Raw genomic sequence first — 22,548 nt, 5'->3', positions numbered from 1 at the left:
AGGAACCGACGGATGCAGGTTGAATGACGGGAAACTCATCCCTAGAGTCTAGATGTGTGGCCGGCGCATTCTGCTGGCTTTCCCGCATATCGGCGGCAAAATTCGGGAGCACTCCCAATCATCGCCTGGCTAGCGCATTTTTAGCGCTCGCCCACCACTTCGCGATAGACCGCCGCCACTTGCGACGCCACGGCGGCGCGGTCGAAGCGGCTGCGTGCGTAGTCCCGGCAGGTTTGCTCGTCGGGCAGCGGGTGGCGGCCCAGCAAGGCATCGACGATCCCGCAGCCGATCGCATGGAAGCCGATCGAAGGCAACACCAGCCCTTCGGAGAGCGGCGCCACCGCCTCGGGAAGGCCGCCTACGGGCGTCACGAGCACCGGCGTGCCGGCCGCCAGCGACTCGACCGTGGTGAGGCCGAAGCCCTCGAGCGCTACCGTAGGCACGATGCTCAGATCCGCCGCGCGATACCACAATGGCAAGTCGTCGTCGGACACGAAGCCGGCGAGCGTCACGTGAGCTTCCAGTCCACGCGCCGCGATGCGGGCGCGCAACGCGGCGTCCAGCGCCCCTTTGCCCGCGATCGTCAGATGGGCCTCGGGAATCGTCTGCTTGACGATGAACATGGCGTCGATCAGATCCTCGAGCCCCATGCGCGTCACGAGACGCCGGATGCAGAAGATCTGCGGACGGTCCTGCGCGACACCGAGCAACTCGCGCGCACGGGCTTTCGTGTGCCCCGTGTCGAAACGCTCGATGTCGACACACCCCGGTACGACGCGAATCGACTCCTCCGGGATGCCATATTCGGTTTGCAGCACACGGCCGAACGCATTCGACAATACGATGTGGCGCTGCGCGTTGCGGTACACCGTTCGCTCGACCGCATGACGCACGGCATGCGAGAACCGGCTGTGGCCGGTCACGGACGATTCCGCTGCCCACGGTCCGTGAAAATGCACGACGCGCGGCACCCGCCCGAACACGCCGAGCGTGGGCGCGGCGTACAGCGCGAAGTGGGAGGCGACGATGTCGGGCTGGCGCACACGCTTGAGCCGGATCGAGTGCATGCGTGCACGGCGCAGCCGGGTGCCGAGGCCATCGTGCTGGCCTGCAAACGACTGAACCATGCCGTTCGTGGCGCGTTGCACGTTCTCGCTGCCGGCCACGAGCCCTCGCACATCCACGCCCTGCGCCGGCAAGGATTCGATGAGCGCCATGAACACACGGTCGAGGCCCCCCTGGCGCTCGCCGAACCAATGCATGCCGATCTGCAACGAGTCAATGCGTTCGCTCATGACCGCCCCGGCAGCACTTCACCCGCGAGTTCCAGCTTCACCGCATCATTGCCCCGCGCGAGCTCCTCGTACAACGAGAGATAGCGCTCCGCCATCGTCGGCCACGTGAGGGTTCTCGCCAGCTCGCGTGCCGCCTGGCCCATCTCGCGCGCGTATTGCGCGTTCCCGGCGACCCGCTCGATCGCGCGTGCGAGGCCTGGCGTGTCTTCCGGACTGTCCAGCACGACGCCGCACCGGCTGTCGATCACCTCGGAGCCGCCGGCCGTCGCCACCGTGATGACCGGCAGCCCGACCGAAAGCGCCTCGAGCAAAACGAGGCTCATTGCTTCGTAGCGCGAAGGAAACACGAACGCGTCCGTCGAGCGCATCAGCGCGGGCATGTCCGTCACGAAATCGAGAAAATGCACCCGGTCGGCCACGCCCAGCTCGCGGGCGAGCGCAGGATACGTGCTGTTGCGCAGGCCGCCTGCCACGGCCACATGGACATGCGGCGGCGTGAGCGCCAGGGCGCGCAGCACGGCGTCGAGATTCTTGCGCGACAAGCGCAGGTCGCCCGCGAACAGCAGCATGAACACATCGCGTGGCAAGCCGAATCGTTCCCGCTCCGATGGCCCCGGCGCGAACTGGTCCGTGTCGACGCCATTGTGGATCACGCGTAGTGCACTCGCGTCGAGCCCTAGCGCGCGAACCTCTTCGCCGACCTTGTGGGACACCGGCACGATGACGCGCGAGCGGCGAAACGCCCAGCGCTCGCACCATGCGTTCACCCGCGTATAGATGACCTGATAGGCGCCGTACCAGCCGTCGAAAAAGCGGTACGGATAAAAGCCGCAGCGATACCAGCCATCGTGCACGAAGTGCACGGCGTTGACATCCGCGCGAGCCCAGCTGATAAAGCCGTTCACGTGCACGACGTCGTATTCCTCGCGATGCGCCCGGATCCACGCGCCGGTGCGCAGCGCAAACAGCTGGTATTGCAGCAAGCGGCTCGGCACGCGGCTGACCGGAATCTCCACATGGCGCAGCGCGGGATGTTCAAGCAGCTCCGGGGCGACCATCGAGGCCAGAAGCGTGACCTGATGCCCCGCGGCAAGCAACGCCCGCGCGATTTCGTAATTCACGCGCCCCTGCCCGTCGTTCTCGCGCACCACGTGAGTCACGACCAGTACGCGCAATCGTCGCTCGGCGCTCATGAGGGCCGCCCTGCACGCGCGGCGCCGCTCAAGGCGTTCAGACGTTGCATGTGCCGCACGTAGCGCAAGCCGATCACCGGGATCACCGTGCCGATCATGAAAAGCATGCCCGACGAGCCCTGTAGCGTATCCACCATGACCATGATCGCAAGGATCGCGATCGACGCCCCCACGCCGGAAACCGCGAACCGGTCGTCCGAGCGCAGCAGGCTCGCGACAAACGCGCGCCATAGCAGCATGAGCACGCCGCCGATATAGAGCAGTGTGCCGGGCCAGCCGAGCACCCACACCACGTCGACCACGCCGCTGTCCACCACCGAGAGCACCTGGGACGGATCGGCGGCGAGCTTCGCCCCAATTCCGGTCGAACCGATCCCGTGACCGGCGAAGCTGCGCGACGCGATCTCCGAGAAGTTCGTGTAGAAACCCGAGCGCGCCTGGAAGCTGCTGTCGTTCTGGATGTCCTGAATGGTCTGGAGGCGCTTGAGCAACGGTGCGGCGACCTGGTCGATCATGACGGCCGGCGCGCAGAGCCCCACGACACAAACGCCGACCATGATCAAACGCAGCCGGCTCTTGCTGTCGAGCATGGCGAGCGGGTAGACGAGACCGATGACCAGTCCGCCCCACGACGTGCGCACGAGCGTGAACATGAGTGACGGAAGCCCCACGATGCCGGCGAAGAACTTCGCCTTGCCCGGCGCGCTGACGAGCATGAGGAGCGCGACCATCATCGTGAGCGCGAACGGGCCCGTCGAGTTCATCGTGCTGCAAATGCGCATGCCGAACGGCACGGCGCTGCCCGACGACGACTCCATGCCGGACTGCGCCATCCAGAAAGCGATCCAGGGCGGCGGCGCCACATACTGGTAGATGCCGTACGCGCCCATCACGATGGCGCCGTACACATAGGTCTTGGTCAAGACGCGCCGATAAGTGGGATATTCGCGCCAGGTGACAATGAGATGCCAGGCGATGAAGATCGGTTGCAGCCAGTTGATCAGCCCGTAAGTCGCGGCCATGATGCCGAACTGCGCCACGCCCAGCACATAGCCATAAACAATGGCGATCAGCATCATGATCAGCGGCAGTGCGCGACGCTGGCCGAGATAGCGATATTTGTTCAGTATCGAGAGGCCCGCGAGACTCGCCGCAAAAAACGGCGTCATCATGATGATGCTGGTCTGGTTGAACACGCCGTTATAGAAGTCTGCGAACCGTCGCACTTCCGGTGTGAGGAAAATGAGCCAGCACACCATCGAAACGTAATGGACCGGATAGCGCCGGTACAGCCAGTACGAGACCGCGACGGCCATCGGCATGAAGGTCACTTCGAGCAGCTTGCCCTGGTGCGCGACGATCAGGATGAGCGTCACGACGAAAACCGACACCGGCGTCGCGAGGGGGCCGATCAGGAACGACATTCGCGAGCGCGAACGGCGACGCGCGCGCGCGCGTATCGGCAGGCGCGTCGGCTGGGGAGCGGCAAGAAACGGGGCCTCGCTCATCGCGCGCCCTCAGAGCAGCTCGAACGTGCTCGCGGCGGCAAGCGCGCCACGCTCGCGCCGCCGCGCGGTGAACACGCCATGCTCGCCGCGCATGTGCCGCACGAGCCCGATGAACGGCACGCCGTGCTCCAGAAACGGCCCCTCGGCCTTGCGAAAGCCGAACTGCTCGTAAAAGCCGCGCAGCGTGGCCGGCGCGCTCACGCGCACCGCGCGGCCTGGCCAGCGCTCGACAATCGCCGCGAGCGCGCGCTCGATCAGCAGTTCGGCCGTGCCGTCGCCGCGCCGCGCGGGGCTCGTGAGCACCTTGTCGATGATGATTTCCGGGTCTTCGGCGTCGCCGGGCCGGATGCGCGCATAGGCCACCACCGGCATGGGTTTGCCCATGTCCTCCACGGCGAAAACGTGGAGCGAGCGCTCGTCGTGGCCGTCGGCGTCGAGACAGACATGGGACTGTTCGACCACGAACACCGCGCTGCGCGCCCGCATGATCAGATACAGCTCGCGTGCCGTGAACTGATCGAATTCGAGCGTTTTCCAGTTCATTGATCCTCCTCAAGCTTTTGTTCCGTCGCGACACGCGGTGTCGCCATGGCCACACGTTACGCCTCGCGACCCTTCGATCTCCGTGCGGAAGCGTACCGACGATGCTGCATCGCGATCCGTTTAATACGAACAACCGGCACGCCCGTCTGCCCGCGCGAAAGCAGCGCCGCCGCAGCGCCGCGCAACGGCAGACCGGGACCGACCCGTGAAGAACCCACCCCAAGCGTCCACGCGACCTTTCCTTTGAAGGGGGCAATTTCATGAAAACAGCACTGCGCCGCATCCTGTCCGAGTCCGCCCGTCTCGACGTGCCGCCCGACTCCCTGGCGGACGACGCCGACCTCTACGCCGCCGGGCTCTCGTCGCTCGCGACCGTGCATCTGATGCTCGCGATCGAAGACGAATTCGGCATCGAGATTCCCGACCGGATGCTCACCCGCCGGCTCTTTTCCAGCATCGATTCGCTTGCCGCGGCCGTGACCGAGCTTCAGCAGGCAAAGGCGGCCGTATGAACGCGCCCCTGAAGCAAGACGCCGCGCTCGCCGCGGGCGAGGCGCCGCCCGCGCCGCTTGCCGCGATCGAGCCGGCCGCGAGCTGGCGCGCCGCCGCGCAGCGCGCCATGCAGGTCGCCGCGCAGCACGCGGACGCCGTGGACCGCGAAGCGCGCTTCCCGACCGAGGCTTTCGACGCCCTGCGCCGCGAACGCCTGCTCTCCGCGATGGTGCCGGCGCGCTTCGGCGGCGCGGGCCTCTCGCTCGCCGACGTCGCCACGATCTGCGAAACGCTCGCGCAAGGCTGCGCTTCGACCGCCATGGTCTACGCCATGCACCAGATCCAGGTGGCCTGCATCGAGGAGCACGGCAGCGGCACGGCGTGGCACGCGGCGCTGCTCGAGCGGCTCGTTGCCGAGCAACTGCTGCTCGCTTCGGCTACGTCTGAGGAAACCATCGGCGGGGCCATGCGCACCAGCGCGTGCGCGGTGGAAGTCGAGGGCGAGCGCTTTCGCATCGAGAAGCTCGCGCCGACCATTTCGTATGGCGCGCAGGCCGACGGCATTCTCGTGACCGCGCGCCGCAACGCCGAAGCCGCGGCCTCCGATCAGGTCATGATCGTCACGCTGCGCGAGCAGACCACGCTGGAAAAACGCGGCGTGTGGGACTCGATGGGCATGCGCGGCACGTGCAGCGAGGGCTTTCGTCTGATCGCCGGCGGCGACGCCACGCAGATCCTGTCCACGCCGTTCAGCGAGATCGCCGACCAGACCATGCTGCCCGTCTCGCACACGCTGTGGGCGGCCGTATGGACCGGCGTGGCGGGCGACGCCGTGAACCGCGCGAAGGCGTTCTTCCGCGCCCAGGCGCGCGCCAAGCCCGGCTCCGTGCCGCCGGCCGGCATGCGCCTCGCTCAAGCCACCGGCCTGTTGCAGATGATGCAGGCGCGCCTCGCCGTCGCGCTCGACGCCGCGCGCACCGCGCACAACGCCAAGCACGGCGCGAACCAGGCGGACCTGCCGCTTTCGGCGCTGCTCGGCTTCGCCTCCGACATGAACACGCTCAAGACGAGCATCTCCTCGACCGCGCTCCAGGTGGTCCAGGAAGTGCTGATGATCGTCGGCATGGCGGGCTACAAGAACGGCACGGAATACAGCGTGGGCCGCCATTTGCGCGACCTGTACTCCGCGCCGCTGATGATCAACAACGACCGTATTGCGCAGAACACGGCGAGCCTGCTGCTGGCGCAACGGCCGGCCGCTCCTGGGGGAGTCTGAAATGAGCACGATCACTGACACGCGCGCGGCCACCGCGCAGGAAGCGGCCGCCCATGAAGCGGCCGCCGAACTCGAAGCCGACCCGACCCTGCGCGAGCGCCTGCTCGAAAAGGGCATCCTGATCGACACGGGCGAAAACGGCCTGTACGGCCGCAGCGCCGTTTTCGAGGACATTGTGGACCGCCTGAACGCGGCCATCTCGCACCTCGGCGCGGACCAGCAGCCCGAGCTGCTGCGCTTTCCGCCCGCCATGCGGCGCACGGACTTCGAGGACAGCGAGTACCTCAAGAACTTCCCGCATCTGGCCGGCACGATCCACTCGTTCTGCGGCGACGACGGCGGCCACCGGCGCCTGCTGCGCGCGCTCGACGACGCCATGGCCGAGCGCGACGACGACCGCGACGACAGCTGGCTCGGCCAGCAAAAGCCCACGCGCGTGGTGCTCACGCCCGCGGCGTGCTACCCGATCTACCCGGTGATCGCGAAGCGCGGCCCGCTGCCCGAAGGCGGCGCGACCATCGACGTGCTGTCGTACTGCTTTCGCCACGAGCCCTCGCTCGACCCCGCGCGCATGCAGATGTTCCGCCAGCGCGAATATGTGCGCCTCGGCAGCGCCGAGGAGGTCATGACGTTCCGGCAGATGTGGATCGACCGCGGCTCGGCGCTCGTGCGCCTCTTGAAGCTGCCGCTCGACGTCGATCTCGCCAACGACCCGTTCTTCGGGCGCGGCGGCAAGATCGTGGCGGACAGCCAGCGCACGCTCGCGCTCAAGTTCGAGCTGCTGATTCCGGTGGCGAACCCCGAAAGCAAGACCGCGTGCCTCTCGTTCAACTACCACATGGACCACTTCGGCGCGATCTGGAAGATCGCCTGCGCCGACGGTTCGGTGGCGCACACGGGCTGCGTGGGCTTCGGCATGGAGCGCATCACGCTCGCCCTCTTCCGCCACCACGGCCTCGACGTGAACACGTGGCCCGACGAGGTGCGCGCGCTGCTCTGGGGCGACACGCGCGCGCGCATCGCGCACGCGCTGGAGGGCCACGTATGAGCACGCCGCTCTCGACTGCCGGGTCGCTCGCGCCCGCAGCCGCTCCCGCGCCCGCCGTGGTCGTGCCGCTGCGCCCGCCGCGCGGCGAGCACGCCTCGCACGCGCTGCATCAGGGCGAACGCGTGTGGGTGGAGACCAACTGCTACGTGGACCTGTGGATCGAGGTGCTGCACGGCTTCGGCCTCGACCCGCGCGCGGGCTTCGCGTTCACGGTGACGCAGGACTTCGAGGGCGACCAGTTCACGTTTTTCAAGTTTCCGCTCGAAGACCTCGAAACGCTCTACGGCACCCAGGTGCAGGAGCTGGCGATCTACGACTCGCTCGAAGACCGCGTGCGCGCGCAGACGCTGCGCGGCCACACGGTGCTCGTGGAAGTGGACGGCTACTACCTGCCCAACACGCGCGCCACCTCGTACCGGCGCGAGCACCCGAAAACCACGGTGGGCATCGATTTCATCGATCCCGTGGGCAAGCGGCTCGGTTATTTCCACAACACGGGCTACCACCGGCTGGAAGGCGACGACTACGACGGCGTGTTCCGCAAGCTGCCCCAGTTCTTCGAGCAGCCCGACCTGCTGTTCCCGTACGTGGAGTTCTGCAAGCAGGCGCGCGCCCCCCTTCAGGGACGAGCGCTCGCGCAGGCGTCGGCCGAACTGCTGCGCGGCCATCTCGCGCGGCGGCCAGCGCACAACCCCATCGCGCAGTGGCGCGCGGCGTTTCCCGAGCAGCTCGACGCCGTGCTCACGCGCGGCGAGCGGTACTTCCACCTGTACTCGTTCAACCTCATGCGGCAACTGGGCGCGAATTTCGAGTTCCTGTCCAAGTACCTGCTGTGGCTCAACGAGCACGGCTACGACGTGCCCGAGGCGATCGTGGCGGGGGCGCAGACCATCGCGTCCGAGTCGATGGTGATGCAGTTCCGCCTCGTGCGGGCGATGGCGCGCAAGCGCCCCGACCTCTGCGCGGAATGCTTCGACACCCTGGAGGCCGCCTACGAGAACACGCTGCCTGCGCTCGCGAGGCTGATGGGCTGACGGCTCACCCGAGCCGCGCAAAGCAGGCCGCCCCACGGCCGGAACCCCACGTACCACGAAAGGAGCCGCCGTGCGGGCGTTGCCAACCGATTCCATCGACTCTCGCGGCGGCCCGGCCGAAGCGGAGCAAGCGGCGCAAGCGCCTCACGCGCGCCCGCGCGAGGCCTCCGTCTGGCCGCGCGCGCTCGACACCGGCTGGCAATGCCTCAGCACGCCCGCTGGAGCCTGCGCGTCGCCCGCCGACTGGCCCGCCGAGGGCTGGCTCGCGGCCACCGTGCCGGGCACGGTGGCGGCCGCGTGGCGCGACGCCGGGCGGCTCGACATCGGCCACCCGCCGCCGCTCCAGCAGAACGATCACTGGTATCGCGTCACCATCGAAGGCGATCGCGAAAACGGCGGCGTGCGGCGGCTGCGCCTGCACGGCCTCGCCACGCTCGCCGAAGTCTGGCTCGACGGCGTGAAGCGGCTCGACTCCGACTCGATGTTCGTCGCGCACGACCTCGACATCGCGCTCGAAGGCCGTGCCACGCTCGCGCTGTGCTTTCGCTCGCTCGCGCCGCTGCTGGCCGCGCGGCGGGGCCGCGCGCGCTGGCGTCCGCGTCTCGTCAATCCGCCGACGTTACGTAACGTTCGCACCACCCTGCTCGGTCACATGCCGGGCTGGTGCCCGAGCGTCGAAGCCGTGGGCCCGTGGCGGCCCGTCGAATGGCTGGGCGACGCGCCCCATGCATTCGATACGGTCGACGTCGCCACCGCCGTGGAAGGCGACGACGGCGTCGTCTCCCTCACGCTCACGTTCGTGCACGAGCAGGCGGCCGCCGCCCGCGCGCAACTCGCGTGCGGCGGCGCCCAGGGCGCGCTCGCCTGGCGCGACGCGCGCACGCTCGCGGGCCGCCTGCGGGTGCCCGGCGCCGAGCGCTGGTGGCCGCACACGCACGGCGCGCCCACGCTGCACGCGCTCACCCTGCAACTGGGCGACGAAACCTTCGACCTGGGCCGCGTGGGCTTTCGTACGATCGAAGCGAACCACGGCGACGACGGCAACGGCTTCGCCCTGCGCATCAACGGCACGCCCGTGTTTTGCCGGGGCGCGTGCTGGACGAGCGCCGACCTCGTGACGCTCGCCGGCAAGCCCGACGAACTCGCGCAGTGGTTCGCGCTCGCGCGCGACGCGGGCATGAACATGCTGCGCGTGGGCGGCACGATGGTCTACGAATCGGATGCCTTCTACCGCCTCGCGGACGAGCACGGCATCCTCATCTGGCAGGACTTTGCGTTCGCCAACTTCGACTACCCCGCCGACGAAGCCTTCATCGCCTCCGTCACGCGCGAAGCCACGCAGTTTCTCGCGCGCACGCGCCGCCACGTCTCGCTCGCCGTGACCTGCGGCGGCAGCGAGATCGACCAGCAGGCCGCGATGTTCGGCTTGACGCCCGAGCAGCGCGAGCAGCCGCTCTTCACGCAACAGTTGCCCGCACTCGTCGCGCGCGAGCGGCCCGACATCCGGTACATCACGAATTCGCCCTCGGGCGGCGTCTGGCCGTTCGGCACGCGCGCGGGCATCACCCATTACTACGGCGTGAGCGCGTACCAGCGGCCCATGAGCGACGTGCGGCGCTCGGACGTGCGCTTCGCCGCCGAATGTCTCGCGTTCGCCAACATCCCCGACGACGCCACGCTGCACGACGGCCTCGGCACGATTCACTGCCACGATCCGCGCTGGAAGGCCGCCGTGCCGCGCGACCCCGGCTCGGGCTGGGATTTCGACGACGTGCGCGACCACTACGTGCACGCGGTGTACGGCCACGAGAGCGCGCGGCTGCGCTACGAAGACCCGCAGCGCTTTCTCGACCTCGGGCGCGCTGTGGTGGCCGAACTGATGACCGAGGTGTTCGCCGAATGGCGGCGCGCGGGGTCGCGCTGCGGCGGCGCGCTCGTCTGGCAGTTTCAGGACCTGCGCCCGGGCGCGGGCTGGGGCGTGGTGGACTCGCTTCGGCGTCCGAAGAGCGCGTGGCATGCGCTCGCCCAGGCACTCAAGCCCGTGCACATCGGCATCACCGACGAAGGGCTCAACGGGCTCGACCTGCACATCGTCAACGAAACGGCAAAGCCGCTCGCGGCGACGCTCGAACTGCTGTGCCTGCGCGACGGCGCGGTGAAGGTGGCCGAGGCGAGCCGCGATGTCGACCTCGCGCCGCGCGGCGCGCACAGCGTGAGCGCCGCGGACCTGCTCGGGCGCTTCTTCGATTTCACGCATGCGTACCGCTTCGGCCCGCGCCCGCACGACGTGACGATCGCGACGCTGCGCGAGCGCGCGAGCGGCGACATCCTCGCCGAAGCGTTTCATCTGCCCGAGAAACGCGCGCTCGAACGTCACGACCTGGGCATCACCGCGACGCTCGAACAATCGTCTGCGGGATGGCAGCTCGTGCTGCAAGCACAGCGCTTCGCGCGCTACGTCTACGTGGCCGACGCGCATTACGTCGCCACGCCTAACTGGTTCCATCTCGTGCCGGGCCGAGCGCGCACCATCGCGCTCACACCCGCGAGCGGCGCGGCGGGCCGCCCCCATCGCGACGCGCCGCCCGAAGGCGAAATCCGTGCGATCAATGCCGTCGCCACGGTGTTCTATCCATAGTGTGAGACGCCTTGCGCGCGCAGGCACGCCGCTGCCCGCGCGCCGCGCCCCCCGCTATTACCGCAGACCATAGCGCCTCATGTAACAACAACGAAACAAGTGCGGCATCCCGGGACCAACTCATGGATCGAACGCCAGCGCCCCCGTTCACACCGGCTTCACCCTCACGCAATCGGCGAGCGCCGCAAAGACCCGCACCCATGCTTGTTCTCCGGGCCGTGCAGGCGCGCTGCATGCGGGGCGCGTCCCACCACAAAATAACCGTATGTGCGACGACGCACGCAAGCCGTGGAACACATCTGAATCAATTCGGCATGCGCGCGACGGGTGGCGAATCCGCTTCGAACACCGCTTGTTTCAGGCGCAAAGCCCCTTGCAGCAGCATGCCGGAACGCGTGGGAACCCCGCCGCAGCAAGGCTTCGCGAGCGCGGCAACGGCTGGAAGGACGCGCGGCGCACGCCTTCTCGCTGTACAGATTTGAAACAAAAAGCCGGACTTTTTCTCGGCGCGAGCCGCGCGAACAATGCTGCATCGCGCCAGTGCTCGCTTTGCCGTGCGCTGGCACGCTCCTCGCTAAATGAAGGCACCGGCGCATGACACAGGCACTTCGCGAACGAAGGCCGGCGCGTCAGGGGGTTTACGGGGCCCACACAACGCACTCATGGCACGCCGCGCGTGCAGAGACTCATGAGATGCGGTGACGGGGGAAAAAACAGAATGCCGTGTTTCACGCGGCTTCGTGCGAGGACCAATCATGCTCACCCTTCAATCCGATCTGCACGGCAATCATTTGCTCGGTGCACTGCCCACGCATGAGTGGCAGGCGCTTGCGCCCGATCTCGAACTCGTTCATCTGCGCACCGAGCAGTTGATCTGCGACTCCGGCCAACGCATTCACCACGTCTACTTTCCCACCACGGCGGTCATTTCGCTGCTCTCGACGATGGAAGACGGCGGCTCCGTCGAACTGACCGCCGTCGGCCGCGAAGGCATGACCGGCGTGCCGATCCTCACCGGCGGCGAAACCATGCCGAGCCGCGTGCAGGTGCAGCACGCGGGCTTCGCCTACCGCATGAGCGCACAGGCGCTGCGCCAGCACTTCGCGCGCTCGGACATGCTGCGCCGCCTGATGATGCTCTACATGCATGCCCTGCTCACGCAGATCGCGCAAACCGCCGCGTGCAACCGCCATCACTCGCTCTCCAGCCAGTTGTGCCGCTGGCTGCTCAGCGAGACGGACCGCGTCGCGTCGAACGAGCTGGCCGTCACGCAGCAACGCATCGCCGACATGCTCGGCGTGCGCCGCGAAGGCATTACCGAAGCGGCGGGCAAGCTGCACGACCAGGGCCTCATTCACCATCATCGCGGCCGCATCGAGGTGGTGGACCGCGAAGGGCTCGAAGCCCGCGCGTGCGAATGCTACCGGCTCGTACGCCGCGAGTTCGACCGCCTGCTGCCGCGCCTGCACCAGGCCGAGACCGTCGCCTGAGCGCATCCGCAACAGCCGGGGAGCTGTCATGTTTCGCAATACCGCAAGGGCCTTCGACGCGTTCTTCGTGATCGCAGGCGCTCTGCTCGCCCACCGGATGCGCTACTCGTCGCCAATCGGGCTCGAAGACACGCAGCGGCTTCTGATCGCGTTCAACTGCGCGCTCGTGCTGCTGCTGTTCCCCGTGTTCGGCATCTACGAGACGTGGCGCGGCAAGTCGCTGCCGGCGATGCTCTCGCGCGTGGCCGCCGCCTGGCTGCTGATCGTGGTGGCCGGCCTCATGCTCAGCTTCACGCTGCACCGCACGGAGGCGATCTCGCGGCTGTGGTTCGGCTACGCGACGCTCATTTCGGGCGCGCTGATCCTCGTGACCAAGCTGATCGTGCACCTGGCGCTGCGTGTGGCGCGGCGGCGCGGCCTGAACTATCGCTCGGTCGCGCTCGTCGGCACGCCGGGCTTCACGCGCACGCTGCTCGCGCACCTGGAGCAGCGCGCGCACGCGGGCTTCAAGCCCGTGTGCGTGTTCGACACGACGCAGTTCGCCGACATGTTCGCCGAGTCGCACGCGCGCATCAACGGCCTGCCCACGCTCACCGACATGAACGCGTTCGTGCAGAAAGTGCGCGAGGAGCACATCAACGAAGTCTGGCTCGCGCTGCCGCTTTCCGAAGAGCACACGATCTACCGCTTCACGCGAGCGTTCCAGAACGACTTCGTGAATCTGCGCTTCGTGCCCGACACGCGCAGCCTCGCGCTCTTTAATCACTCGCTCGTCGACGTGCTCGGGCTGCCCACCATCAGCCTCACCGGCATGCCGATTCCGGCGCCGCAGATGTGGCCGAAGCTCGTGTTCGACCGCGTGTTCTCGCTGGCCGTGCTCGTGCTCACGCTGCCGCTGTTCGCCGCGATCGCCGTGGCGATCAAGCTGAGTTCGCCGGGGCCCGTGTTCTTCAGGCAAATGCGCAAGGGGATCGACGGCCGTCCGTTCGGCATCTACAAATTCCGCTCGATGACCGTGCACCGGGAGGAGGAAGGCGTCGTGACGCAAGCCACCGAGCACGACGCGCGCGTGACCAGGGTGGGCGCGTTCCTGCGCCGCACGAGCCTCGACGAGCTGCCGCAGTTCTACAACGTGCTGCTCGGGCAGATGTCCGTAGTGGGACCGCGGCCGCACGCGCTCGAACACGACGATCTCTACAAGAACCTCGTGTACGGCTACATGCATCGCTACCGCATCAAGCCCGGCATCACGGGCTGGGCCCAGGTGAACGGCTACCGGGGCGCCACGCGCAAAGTCGAAAAAATGGAAACGCGCGTGAAGTTCGACCTTTTCTATATCCACAACTGGTCGTTCTGGTTCGACATCAAGATCGTGCTCATCACGCTCGTGAAGGGATTTGTCGGCCGCAACGCCTACTGACCAAGCTTCACCCGGGGGAGTCAAGGACGTGAGCCAGGCATTCAGCCTTTCCGTGGTCGTGCCGACCTATCGGCGGCCCGCCGATCTCGCACGCTGTCTCGCAGCGCTCGACGCACAGGAGCGCCCCGCCGACGAGGTCATCGTCGTGGCGCGCGCCGACGACCACGCCACGCACGACCTGTTGCGCACGCGCGTGAGCGGGCCCGGCACGCGCAACCTGCGCGTCGCGCCCGTCACGCAGCCGGGCGTAGTCGCCGCTTACAACATGGGCCTCGAAACCTCGCGCGGCGAACTCGTCTGCTTCACCGACGACGACGCCGCGCCGCATCCCGACTGGACGAGGCGCCTGGAAGAAGCCTTCATCGACGACGACACGCTCGGCGGCATCGGCGGGCGCGACATCGTGCACGAACGCGGCACCGTGCTCACGGGCGCCGCGCCCAACGTGGGGCTCGTGCGCTGGTACGGCCGCGCGATCGGCAATCATCACATCGGCGCGGGGCCGCGCCGCCGCGTGCAGGTGCTCAAGGCCGTGAACATGGCGTTCCGGCGCGCGGCCGTGACGGGCATACGCTTCGACGAACGGCTGCTCGGCAGCGGCGCGCAGGTGCACTGCGAAATGCAGTTCAGCCTCGACGTCGTGCGCCGCGCGTGGACGCTGATGTACGACCCCACTATTCTCGTCGATCACTTCCCGGCACAGCGCGCGGACGAAGATCAGCGTTATGTGTTCAACCGCACGGCGTTTTACAACGCTTCGTTTAATCTGCGACTCATCATGCGCGACCACCTCTCACCGGCAGGTCGCTGGGCTTTCATCTTTTACGCCACGTTGATTGGCACGCGCGCGGACCCGGGGCTTGGCCGTGCGCTCACGCTGGCATTCGGCCGGACCGGGCCGACAGTCGCCATGCAGCAGTGGTGGATTGGTGTACGCGCTCTTTTCGGCGCCTGGCAGCAGGACAGACGCTGAAAGGATCGGCGCGCACGTGTAACGCGGGGAAACTGACCATGCAGACAAAAAACATCATCGCGGGGTTGGCAGTGTTGTCGCTCGGCGCGTGCAGCTTGACGCCCGGCGGCTTCTTTGACGAAAGCAATTTGCGCGAACCCGCGCCTCCCGCGCAGCAGACGGCGCCGCCGGTCTACGACGTGCTGCCCATCAACGCGCAATACTTCATTCAGCACCCTGACGACAACGCGGCGTTGCTCACCTGCCCGCTGACGTGCCTCACGCCGGCCACGCGCGCGGCGTACGTCTACCATATCGGCATCAACGATTCGCTTCAGGTGATCGTCTGGGATCACCCCGAGCTGACCTCGCAAGGCGGCGCGGGCACCGGCACGCCTCCGCTGCCGGGCGGCGCGGCGGGCGGCGTGACGGGTGGCGCGGCCGCGGGCGGCGCAGCGGGGTCGACCGGCGGCGCGACGGGCGGCGGCGGCACCCTGGGCGGCGTGTCGGGCGGCGGCCAGATCGGCGGGCTCGAACTGCGCGTGGCGGCCGACGGCACCATCTTCTTTCCGCGCGTAGGCCGCGTAAAAGTGGTCGGCCTGACCGCCGAAGAGGTCCAGCAAAAGCTCACGCAAGGCTTGAGCCGCACGATCCGCAATCCGCAGCTCGACGTGCGCGTCACGGGCTTCAACAGCAAGCAGATCCAGGTGCTCGGCGACGTGCGCGTGCCCCAGGGGCAGGCGATCACCGACATGCCAATGTCGATCGTCGACGCGCTCAACCGCGCGGGCGGCGCGCAGCAGGACGCCGATCTGCAAAACGTCGGCGTGACGCGCGATGGCGTACGGCATCAGATCGATGTCGATTCGCTGGTCTCGACGGGCAACATTCAGCAGAACGTACTACTTCGCGACGGCGACATCGTTGACGTGCCCGATCGCAGCAACAGCCGCGTGTTCGTGCTCGGCGAAATCGCGCACCCGTCGATCGTGCCGATGAACCGCGGCAAGCTCACGCTCGCCGACGCCATCGCGAACGCCAACAGCATCGACAACCGCACGTCGAATCCGCACGCCATTTACGTGATTCGCGGCATCGACCCGCAGCCGGGCCCGAACCACACGGTCAAGACGAAGCTCGCCACGCCGCAGGTGTTCCGCCTCGACATGACGCAGGTCGACTCCATCATGCTGATGACCCGGTTCGAACTGGCGCCGCGCGATGTCGTGTACGTGCAGATTGCCCAGTCGGCGCGCTTTAACCGCTTGCTCGACCTGATTACGCCGTCGTTGCAGACCATCTTCTTCACGAAAGAACTTGTGAACCCCTGATATCCGCGACCGAGAGAGCTGACAATGAGTACCTATGACATTGAAGACATCTCGCCAGCCCGCGGGGGTGACGAGGACGAAGTGATGCGCGATCTGGTGCGCATGGTCGTCGACCAGATCTGGTGGGTGATCGGCATCGCGGCGCTGGTGCTGGGAGCGGCGATCTTCTACGCCCAGACCGCAACGCGGATCTACTCGGCCGACGCCATGCTTCAGATCGACCCGTCGCAGCAGGGGTCGGCAACCGCCGCTGCGATCGGCTCACTGTCCAGCGCCGGCAGCGGCATGATCCACACCGACGCGGAAATCGAGATCATCAAGAGCCGCAGCGTGGTCGAGCCCGTGGTCGAGCAGTTCAGGCTCAACTTCGGCGCGGGCCCGAAGATGCTGCCGTACCTCTCGCGCATCTCCCAGTTGTTCGCGCGTCCGGGCCACCCAATGCCGGCCTGGTTCGGCATGCGCTCGTACGCCTGGGGTGGCGAGCAATTCGCCGTCGACTCGATCACGGTGCCGAAGGCGCTCGAAGGCGTGCAGCTCACACTGCGCGCGCGCGGCGAGAGCCGCTTCGATCTCCTCGATCCGGCGGGCCGCCTGCTGCTCTCGGGCAAGGCCGGCACGCAGGCCGAGGGCAACGGCGTCACCATCAAGGTGACGCAGCTCGTCGCGCGCCCCGACACCGAGTTCTTCATCACACGCGCCAACCAGCTCGACGCCGTGATGGGCCTCGTGGGCGGCCTGCAAGTCATGGAGCGCGGTCACGACACCGGCATCGTGCAGCTTTCGTTCATGGGCACGGACCCGAAGGCGATCACGGCGATCACGAACGCCGTCGCTCAGTCGTACCTCGCGCAGCGCACCACGCGCGCGCAGGAGGAAGCGAGCAAGATGCTCGACTTCCTGAACAGCGAACTGCCGCGGCTGCGCCAGGATCTCCAGCGCGCGGAGCACGCGCTCTCCGAATACCAGGCGCGGGCGGGCACGTTCCAGCCGACGGCCGAGGCCTCGGTGTATCTGCAAGGCGGCCTCGACTATGAAAAGCAGATCGCCGCGCTGCGCATCGCGCGCGCGCAACTGCTCACGCGCTTCACGATCGACAGCCCCGAAGTCCAGCAGACCGACGCGCAGATCGCGGCGCTTTCCGCCGAACGCGCGCGCTTCGAAGACCACTTCAAGGACCTGCCGGGCTCGGAGCGCGAAGCCGTCTCGCTGCAACGCGACGCGAAGGTCGCCAACGACATCTACGTCGCACTGCTCAACCGAACCCAGGAACTGTCGATCCAGAAAGCCGGCACGGTCGGCAACGTGCACATCATTGACGAGGCGCTCGTGCCGACCGTGCCGGTCGCGCCCAAAGCCGGCCTCATCATCTCCGCGGGGGCGCTCCTCGGCGTGCTCGCGGGGATCGCGTTCGCGTTCTGCCGCCACATGTTCATCACGGGCATATCGGACCCCGAAACGATCGAGCGGCGCTTCTCGTTGCCGATCTTCGGCTCGATTCCGCTCTCCGCCGAGCAAACGCGCAGCGACCTGAAGATCGCCAACAGCAAGCAGGCCGCCCTGCCCGCGCCCGAGCGAAACGGCGTGATGCGTGCGGTGCCTTCGGGTGTCGCGCGCCTGATCCGCCCGCGTGCAACCCGCCCGAGCGAGCGTGGCCACATGGCGCAGTCGGACATGGTGCCGGTTCCCGCGCCCCATGCGCCCACTCGCGCGCTGCTCGCCAAGACGCATCCGTTCGACGTTTCGGTCGAGGGTTTGCGCGGCTTGCGTGCAACGCTCCAGTTCGGCCTCGTCGACACGCCCAACCGCATCATCGCGTTCACGAGCCCGACGCCCGCCGACGGCAAGAGCTTCCTTTGCGCGAATCTCGCCGCCCTGTTCGCCGAGTCGGGCAAGCGCGTGCTGCTGATCGACGCGGACCTGCGCCGCGGCCGCCTCGCGCAATACTTCGGCCGCTCGCCGCAAGGCGGCCTGACCGAGCTGCTCACGGGTCAGGTCGACTTCGATATCGCCGCGCGCGCAACCGGCGTCTCGGGGCTGCACTTCATCGCGTCGGGTGCCTACCCGCCGAATCCTTCGGAGATCCTGACGTCGAGCCGCTTCACGGAGATGCTGCGCCGCTTCTCCGAAGAATTCGACCTGGTGATCATCGACACGCCGCCGCTGCTCGCCGTGGCCGACTCCTCGATCGTCGCGAACATCGCCGGCGCGACGGTTCTCGTGATCCGCGCCGGTGCGCACACCGAACGCGAGATCGGCGCGTCGCTCAAGAAACTGCAACGAGCGCGCGCCCGGGTGATAGGCGGCGTGCTCAATGCCGTGGAGCTCAAGCGTGGTGCCCGCTACGGCCACTATGACTACGCGTATGCCTACACGTACACCACCGACATGTCCGGATCGGACTATCCCAAGCCCTGACGCGAGCCCGCGGGACCGTGCGAACGTGCGGCCCCGCGCTTCCTGACTTAGGAGTGTCCCATGTACCGGCAGCAGCGCCTCGGAGCGCACATTACGCGCAGCGTGATGCTTCTGTGCACCTACCTGCTCGTCGCGGCAGCCGCCGTTTGCGGCAATTACGCCAAGCACAGCTTTGGTGACGGCAACACGGGCACCTCGCTCACGGAGATTATGGACGGCACGGCCGAGCGGCCGTACGTCTACCGGCAACTGCTGCCGACCATCGCGAACACGGCCGAGCGGCTGCTCCCGCAGCCGCTCAAGACGCGCTTTCTCGAGCATCTCGCCGAGGACGCCCCGGCGCACAACCCGCTGCGCGCCACCTTCACGCGCGCGAAGAGCACGGACGACCCCGCTTACGCACTGCGCTATTACGTCGTGTACGGCCTCTCCTTCTGCTCGCTGCTCGTTGCGATGCTGATGCTGCGGCAGGTCTGCCTCGACCTCGCCGGCGACGAAGTGGCCGCCACGCTTGCGCCTCTCGTCCTGGCCATCGTCATGCCGGCCACCTACTTCTATGATTTTCCCGAGCTGATGTTCATGGCGACCGCCGTCTGGCTCGCGTGCCGGGCGAAGATCGCATGGCTCGTGGCGCTCACGCTCGTGGCGACGTTCAACAAGGAGTCGTTCCCGGTTTTCGCGGTGACGCTCTATCCGTTCCTGCGCCTGCGCGCCTCGCGCCGCGTGGCCGTGGCGTGCATCGGCGTCTGCATCGCCGCGGGCGCGCTCGTCAATGCGCTCGTCAAATACCGTTACGCAGGCAATGCGGGCGACCCGGCGCTGTTCAATCTCTGGTTGAACCTGCGCTTCTATGCCAACCCGCGCAACTACTTCCTGACCGAGTGGACCTACGGCATTCCGCTGCCACGCCCCACCAATATCGTCATCCTTGGGCTGCTCGCGCTGCTCGTCTCCACGGGCTGGAGCGCGCTGCCAAAGTGCGCGCGCCGCCATGCCCTGCTCGCCGCCGCGTGCAATGTGCCGCTCTTTCTCGCGCTCGGCTACGTCGACGAAGTGCGCGCGCTCAGCATGCTGGACGTGAGCGCGGCGCTGCTGTTGTGCACCACCGCCTCGGTCTTTCTCGCCGGCGCCGGCTCCAGGCGCCAGACCGGGGCTGCCGGGGCCCGTGGCTCGTTTGCGGTGACGGGCGGCGCGCCGCCCGGGCGCCCGGCCGAGGCAGTCAACGACATCTAGGCAGTGCGCAAACAGCCGGTGGTCCGCCGCCAAAGCAAGTCAACCACAGCGGGTCAGCGACAGCGCGTCGACTCGAATCGGCACGCGACGACGGCCGACCGGTTCAGGAAAAGCAAGGGGGAAGCTGTGAAACGAGTGAATCTCTGGATCGTCCTGGCGCTGATGGGCGTAGGCGTTGCGCTTGTCTGGGGCGCCACCGCAAACAAGCCCGAGAGCCTGAACTGGAGCGGCTACGGCTATACCGACTGGCTGATCACCTATGACCACGGGTTCGTCCGGCGCGGCCTGGGTGGCGAGCTGCTCGGACTCGTGCGCGAGAAGGCCGACTGGATCAGCGCGATCAACCACCTCGTGTTCGTGAATTACACAGTGCTGTGCGTGCTGCTGTTCGCGCTGTGGCGCGCCTCGCGCTGGCAAAGCACCCCCGCGATCCTGCTCGCGCTGCTGCTGCCGGGCGGGCTCGTGCACATGGCCCTGGGCGGCGAGTACTTCTTTCGCAAGGAGATGCTGTTCCATATCTCCCTTGCGATCGACTGCCTGCTTTATATCTCCATCTGCCGCGCCGGCACGGATGCGAGGCGCTTGCCCGCCGCCTGGCTGTTCTTCGTCGTCTTCCTCGCACAGTGCGTGGCGCTTCCGCTCGTGCACGAAGGATTCGTGTTCATCTCGTTTCCGGCCTTCTACCTGCTCGCGCGACGCGTCGCGCAAATGCTCGCCCCCACGCATCCCACTTTCACATGGCTCGTCCGGCTCGGTCTTTTCATCCAGCTGGTCATGCTTGGCGTGTGCTTCCTGTGGCGCGGCAGCCCGCAACTCGCGAGCGAGATGTGGATGACCCTCGACCCGGCGCTGCGCGCCCTGTTGTCGCCGAAATCGCCGGACATCCCCTTCGGCGCGGTCACCGTGCTCGGCTGGAGCACGCTCGCCAATCTGGCCATGTCCCTGCACGTCGTCGTGTCGGGCCAGTTCTGGGAGTGGGCTGTCGGCGCCATCGGCATTAGCGCGGTGCTCGCCTTCATCACGTCGCGGCGCGATGCCAGCGCGGGCGTGTGCTCTCCCGACCTGCTGCGCCGCCATCTCGCGATCCTGTGGTTTCTCGCGCTCTGCTCGATTCCGATCTTCATCCTGGCGATGGACTGGGGGCGCTGGCTTTCGGCCGTCGCGCTGTCGTACCTCATGCTGCTGCTCGCCGACGGCACAGGGTCGATCACCACCCCCGACGTGATGAGCCGCGTTCCCGCCGCCCTGCGCGCGCGGCTCGAGCCCTGTTTCCAGTACGTGTCGCGCGACCTGATACCGGCAATCGCATATCGAAGCGGCCGCCACGGTAAGGCGCTTTTCTTCCTCTCGCTGTTCTACTGCCTGACTTTCCGGCTGCCCGAATGCTGCATGTTGATGGGCTTTAGCCCCTTCTACCGGTTCCGGCCGCTGATCGACCAGTTCTTTCATTGAATCGCCCGAGGGGTCGGGCATCCCGCGTACGGTCCGCACGCGACCGTACGCAACCACATGCAACGCCGCACCTCACCAGGTAGCGAGACACCAACAATGAAAAACAATTCCAGCCGGGGCGCGAATGGCAAGATCGATTATCTCGAAGCGCTGCGCTTCCTCCTCGCGTGCCTCACCATGGCCTGGCACTACTATTATTTCGGACCCCTACTCGGCACGATCAGCGCCGATCCCGTGAATTTCCCGGCGCTGCGCTACTGTTCGTTCGGCGTCGACATTTTTTTCGTCCTCAGCGGATTTATCATCATCGGCTCGGCGCACTCGCGCAGCCCTGGGCAATTCCTCACGAACCGGCTCGTGAGGCTCGGGCCGTGCCTGCTCGTTTGCGCCCCGATCACCTTTGCGGCGAACTTCGCCGCGGGGTACTCGCCTTCGTCCCTCGGCCTGCTCAGCTCCGTGCTCGTGCTGCCGCTTCCGCTCATTTCCGGCGTCGACTGGTCGTACTGGTCGCTCGGCACCCTCGTCACCTTCTACCTGATCGTGTTCGCCGCCATGCACTTCGGCGACATGAGCAAACACGCCTTGACGCTCGCGCTGCTGCTCGCGCTTTACAGCGCCGCGACGCTCGTGCCCGGCTTTGCGCTCACCGCCGGCCCGACGACCCCTTACCCGTTCGAACGATACGCGCCGTTCTTCGCGGCCGGCATCCTGCTTTACCTCATCATCATCAAAAGGCGCTACTCGGCCGTCGTTCTCCTGGCGCTCGCGACCACGTTCATCCTGATCGCCATTCGCTCGTGGATGGAGGCCGCACGCATTTCCGAGCTGCTCACGAAAACGAGCCCGGCCCCAATCAGCGGGCCCTTCATGGCGCTGGCCGCGCTCGGCATTTTTATCTGCTTTACGCGCAAGGCGAACTACGCGTGGCTCCAGCGGCTCTACTCAGTCCTTGGCCGCACGGCCTACCCGATCTATCTGGTCCACCAGAATCTTGGCTACATGATCATCAGCTTCGCCGAGAAGCGACTGCATCTCAGCCTCGACCTGCGGCCCTATGTGATGGTGTTCATGGTCCTGCTGTCCGTGGTGATCGCCGTGTATATCGAACCGCGCCTCGCCGTGCGTTACCGCCAGTTCCTCAACCAGTTTGCCAACATGAAGCGCCCGATGTGGGCGCGCATGCGCGGCTCGAAGGCGGGGGTACGCGACCTCGAATAGCCCAGGCCCC

At 67.1% G+C, this 22,548-nt stretch carries 18 protein-coding genes; 14 read left to right on the top strand and 4 right to left on the bottom strand.

Going from position 1 to position 22,548, the window contains the following annotated elements; all coding sequences use genetic code 11:
• Window positions 1-140: 140 nt before the first annotated feature.
• From C7401_RS16740 to C7401_RS16725, 4 genes are all read right to left on the bottom strand, one after another.
• The gene (locus C7401_RS16740) at window positions 141-1,295 is read right to left on the bottom strand and encodes a glycosyltransferase family 4 protein (RefSeq protein WP_112172520.1); all 1,155 of its coding nucleotides are present in this window, start codon (window positions 1,293-1,295) and stop codon (window positions 141-143) included.
• Entirely contained in the window at window positions 1,292-2,470 is a 1,179-nt protein-coding gene (locus tag C7401_RS16735; RefSeq protein ID WP_112172670.1) for a glycosyltransferase family 4 protein, read from the bottom strand. Before C7401_RS16735 ends, C7401_RS16740 begins: the two co-directional genes overlap by 4 nt.
• A gap of 14 nt (window positions 2,471-2,484) precedes the next feature.
• Window positions 2,485-3,912 (bottom strand): glycosyltransferase family protein, encoded by a 1,428-nt coding sequence (locus C7401_RS16730; protein WP_146757936.1) that lies wholly within the window; start codon window positions 3,910-3,912, stop codon window positions 2,485-2,487.
• A 93-nt stretch (window positions 3,913-4,005) separates the two neighbouring features.
• A complete protein-coding gene (locus tag C7401_RS16725) occupies window positions 4,006-4,539 on the bottom strand; it encodes a GNAT family N-acetyltransferase (protein WP_112172518.1) in 534 nt (177 codons plus the stop codon).
• A gap of 260 nt (window positions 4,540-4,799) precedes the next feature.
• Between C7401_RS16725 and C7401_RS16720 the strand changes: the two genes are divergently transcribed.
• The 14 genes from C7401_RS16720 (at window position 4,800) to C7401_RS16660 (ending at window position 22,538) form a co-directional block, all read left to right on the top strand.
• Window positions 4,800-5,051 carry an acyl carrier protein gene (locus C7401_RS16720; RefSeq protein WP_112172517.1) on the top strand — a complete coding sequence of 84 codons (252 nt, stop codon included), beginning with the start codon at window positions 4,800-4,802 and terminating at the stop codon, window positions 5,049-5,051.
• Complete coding sequence (locus C7401_RS16715) at window positions 5,048-6,307, top strand: acyl-CoA dehydrogenase family protein (protein ID WP_112172516.1); 1,260 nt, start codon at window positions 5,048-5,050, stop codon at window positions 6,305-6,307. The genes C7401_RS16720 and C7401_RS16715 overlap by 4 nt, the downstream gene beginning before the upstream one ends.
• A 1-nt stretch (window position 6,308) precedes the next feature.
• Window positions 6,309-7,355 (top strand): amino acid--[acyl-carrier-protein] ligase, encoded by a 1,047-nt coding sequence (locus C7401_RS16710; protein ID WP_112172515.1) that lies wholly within the window; start codon window positions 6,309-6,311, stop codon window positions 7,353-7,355.
• Entirely contained in the window at window positions 7,352-8,389 is a 1,038-nt protein-coding gene (locus C7401_RS16705) for a DUF1839 family protein (protein ID WP_112172514.1), read from the top strand. The genes C7401_RS16710 and C7401_RS16705 overlap by 4 nt, the downstream gene beginning before the upstream one ends.
• Window positions 8,390-8,459: 70 nt before the next feature.
• Window positions 8,460-11,027 carry a glycosyl hydrolase 2 galactose-binding domain-containing protein gene (locus C7401_RS16700; protein ID WP_112172513.1) on the top strand — a complete coding sequence of 856 codons (2,568 nt, stop codon included), beginning with the start codon at window positions 8,460-8,462 and terminating at the stop codon, window positions 11,025-11,027.
• A 265-nt stretch (window positions 11,028-11,292) separates the two neighbouring features.
• Window positions 11,293-11,625 carry a hypothetical protein gene (locus C7401_RS44385; protein ID WP_146757935.1) on the top strand — a complete coding sequence of 111 codons (333 nt, stop codon included), beginning with the start codon at window positions 11,293-11,295 and terminating at the stop codon, window positions 11,623-11,625.
• A gap of 157 nt (window positions 11,626-11,782) precedes the next feature.
• Entirely contained in the window at window positions 11,783-12,517 is a 735-nt protein-coding gene (locus C7401_RS16695; protein ID WP_112172512.1) for a Crp/Fnr family transcriptional regulator, read from the top strand.
• A gap of 28 nt (window positions 12,518-12,545) precedes the next feature.
• Window positions 12,546-13,937, top strand: a complete 1,392-nt coding sequence (locus C7401_RS16690; protein WP_112172511.1) for an undecaprenyl-phosphate glucose phosphotransferase — start codon at window positions 12,546-12,548, stop codon at window positions 13,935-13,937.
• A 28-nt stretch (window positions 13,938-13,965) separates the two neighbouring features.
• A complete protein-coding gene (locus tag C7401_RS16685) occupies window positions 13,966-14,910 on the top strand; it encodes a glycosyltransferase family 2 protein (RefSeq protein WP_112172510.1) in 945 nt (314 codons plus the stop codon).
• Window positions 14,911-14,948: 38 nt separating this feature from the next.
• The gene (locus C7401_RS16680; RefSeq protein WP_112172509.1) at window positions 14,949-16,220 is read left to right on the top strand and encodes a polysaccharide biosynthesis/export family protein; all 1,272 of its coding nucleotides are present in this window, start codon (window positions 14,949-14,951) and stop codon (window positions 16,218-16,220) included.
• 24 nt (window positions 16,221-16,244) lie between these two features.
• A complete protein-coding gene (locus C7401_RS16675) occupies window positions 16,245-18,635 on the top strand; it encodes a polysaccharide biosynthesis tyrosine autokinase (RefSeq protein ID WP_112172508.1) in 2,391 nt (796 codons plus the stop codon).
• A 60-nt stretch (window positions 18,636-18,695) separates the two neighbouring features.
• Window positions 18,696-19,868 carry a hypothetical protein gene (locus C7401_RS16670; RefSeq protein WP_112172507.1) on the top strand — a complete coding sequence of 391 codons (1,173 nt, stop codon included), beginning with the start codon at window positions 18,696-18,698 and terminating at the stop codon, window positions 19,866-19,868.
• 126 nt (window positions 19,869-19,994) lie between these two features.
• Window positions 19,995-21,320, top strand: coding sequence for an Rv1490 family membrane protein (locus C7401_RS16665; RefSeq protein ID WP_146757934.1), 1,326 nt, complete (start codon window positions 19,995-19,997; stop codon window positions 21,318-21,320).
• Window positions 21,321-21,416: 96 nt separating this feature from the next.
• Window positions 21,417-22,538 carry an acyltransferase family protein gene (locus C7401_RS16660; protein ID WP_181565593.1) on the top strand — a complete coding sequence of 374 codons (1,122 nt, stop codon included), beginning with the start codon at window positions 21,417-21,419 and terminating at the stop codon, window positions 22,536-22,538.
• The last annotated feature ends 10 nt before the right edge of the window (window positions 22,539-22,548 follow it).

Origin of the sequence: Paraburkholderia unamae, assembly GCF_003268775.1 — a bacterium.
Classification (GTDB): Bacteria; Pseudomonadota; Gammaproteobacteria; order Burkholderiales; family Burkholderiaceae; genus Paraburkholderia; species Paraburkholderia unamae.
This window is presented reverse-complemented; position numbering and strand designations above follow the sequence as displayed.

Bases quoted from the DNA above. Each gene is read 5' to 3' on its own strand.
- C7401_RS16740 (WP_112172520.1), bottom strand. From the start codon at position 1,295: ATGAGCGAACGCATTGACTCGTTGCAGATCGGCATGCATTGGTTCGGC.
- C7401_RS16730 (WP_146757936.1), bottom strand. From the start codon at position 3,912: ATGTCGTTCCTGATCGGCCCCCTCGCGACGCCGGTGTCGGTTTTCGTC.
- C7401_RS16725 (WP_112172518.1), bottom strand. From the start codon at position 4,539: ATGAACTGGAAAACGCTCGAATTCGATCAGTTCACGGCACGCGAGCTG.
- C7401_RS16720 (WP_112172517.1), top strand. From the start codon at position 4,800: ATGAAAACAGCACTGCGCCGCATCCTGTCCGAGTCCGCCCGTCTCGAC.
- C7401_RS16715 (WP_112172516.1), top strand. From the start codon at position 5,048: ATGAACGCGCCCCTGAAGCAAGACGCCGCGCTCGCCGCGGGCGAGGCG.
- C7401_RS16710 (WP_112172515.1), top strand. From the start codon at position 6,309: ATGAGCACGATCACTGACACGCGCGCGGCCACCGCGCAGGAAGCGGCC.
- C7401_RS16705 (WP_112172514.1), top strand. From the start codon at position 7,352: ATGAGCACGCCGCTCTCGACTGCCGGGTCGCTCGCGCCCGCAGCCGCT.
- C7401_RS44385 (WP_146757935.1), top strand. From the start codon at position 11,293: ATGTGCGACGACGCACGCAAGCCGTGGAACACATCTGAATCAATTCGG.
- C7401_RS16695 (WP_112172512.1), top strand. From the start codon at position 11,783: ATGCTCACCCTTCAATCCGATCTGCACGGCAATCATTTGCTCGGTGCA.
- C7401_RS16690 (WP_112172511.1), top strand. From the start codon at position 12,546: ATGTTTCGCAATACCGCAAGGGCCTTCGACGCGTTCTTCGTGATCGCA.
- C7401_RS16680 (WP_112172509.1), top strand. From the start codon at position 14,949: ATGCAGACAAAAAACATCATCGCGGGGTTGGCAGTGTTGTCGCTCGGC.
- C7401_RS16675 (WP_112172508.1), top strand. From the start codon at position 16,245: ATGAGTACCTATGACATTGAAGACATCTCGCCAGCCCGCGGGGGTGAC.
- C7401_RS16670 (WP_112172507.1), top strand. From the start codon at position 18,696: ATGTACCGGCAGCAGCGCCTCGGAGCGCACATTACGCGCAGCGTGATG.
- C7401_RS16660 (WP_181565593.1), top strand. From the start codon at position 21,417: ATGAAAAACAATTCCAGCCGGGGCGCGAATGGCAAGATCGATTATCTC.